This window comes from Bradyrhizobium sp. ARR65, assembly GCF_000472385.1.
In the GTDB taxonomy this organism is placed as follows: domain Bacteria; phylum Pseudomonadota; class Alphaproteobacteria; order Rhizobiales; family Xanthobacteraceae; genus Bradyrhizobium.
The window spans coordinates 1-1,138 of record NZ_AWZU01000138.1; the positions used below are offsets into that span (position 1 = coordinate 1).

The 1,138-nt window shown below is 61.2% G+C and carries 2 protein-coding genes; both read right to left on the reverse strand.

The annotated features are described in order from the left end of the window. Nucleotides 1–240: 240 nt before the first annotated feature. On the reverse strand, nt 241–630 hold the full coding sequence (locus F758_RS0143045) for a hypothetical protein (RefSeq protein ID WP_024513514.1): 390 nt from the start codon (nt 628–630) through the stop codon (nt 241–243). After that, a partial coding sequence (locus F758_RS51405) for a hypothetical protein (RefSeq protein ID WP_035725428.1) occupies nt 624–1,138 on the reverse strand: 515 nt, incomplete at its 5' end. The genes F758_RS0143045 and F758_RS51405, both read right to left, overlap by 7 nt.

Here is a 1,138-nt window from a genome sequence, read left to right on the forward strand (position 1 = left end):
TCACTTCCCGCGACTTCGTGCCTTGGCGCTTTTCGGCCGCCGGCGACCTCATCGTGTGGAGGCTCCCATGATCCCGGCGTCCGAAAACCAGCACAAGAACAGATGTCCGCCTCTCGCTGTTCTGGCCGCTGCGTTTCCACAGAGCACGATAAAACGGGTTATCCACGGTACGCGATTTGCGGAGTGATAATTCTCAGGCACCAAGGCCCCGCTCAACAACAGGAAGTCGACCGCAGGCCCTCAGTACGCCAAATCGGCGAGCAAGTGCTTTGCTTCATTCAGATCGCGCGTTTCTAACCCCTCGGTGAACCAGCCGTAAATGGGCGAGAGCAGATCGCGCGCCTCGGTTCGTTTGCCCTGGTCGCACCAAAGCCGCGCAAGATCGCGGGCCGCGCGCAGCTCCCAGAACTTGGCGCTTTGACGCCGCGCCACTTCGAGTGCGCGGCGATAGCTATCCTCGGCTGCGGCGTGCTCGTGCATGGACAGCAATAGCCTCCCACGGAGCCGATGTATCTCGGCCTCGGTCCAGCGCTCGTGCGTCGTCTCAACCAACTTGGCCGCTTCAGCGAGCTGATCAAGCCCTTGTTGCGGTTGCGCCGCCATTCCGTAAGCGTCCGCGAGCGTCAGCAAAAAAATGGAATCATCAACTTGCGATTCCCGGCGCGGCACGTTGCCAGCCCTCCAAGGAGTAGCGGGATGCCCTCGGCGGCTTGCCCCAGGCTGGCCAGACACCAGCCGCGCATGATGTTCCCGATTGCCAACGAGTCACGGAAGCCATGTTCGTCCGAGACGGTCACGACTTCTTTCGCCGACGCAAGCATCGACCGGCCTGCCTCAGTCCCCTCGACCGCCCAATCGCGATACCAAGCCTGACGCAGCACGAAAGCCCGCATGAAGGGCGAGAGCCGTTGCGATTCTGCAAGGGCCTCGTCCCGCCGCAAACGCGCCTCATCGAGATCACCAAGGCAGACCAACGTCCGGGAAAAATGGATCACGGCTCCAACGTATGGATCTTCTGCCGTCGGCGCGAAGGCTCGATAGGCCGGATCCCATAAGGAGAAAACACTCTCATGGTAAGCGCGGACGTCGGTGAACTTGCCAAGGTAGAAGCAGATGTTTCCGCTGATTTGCGCGCCGA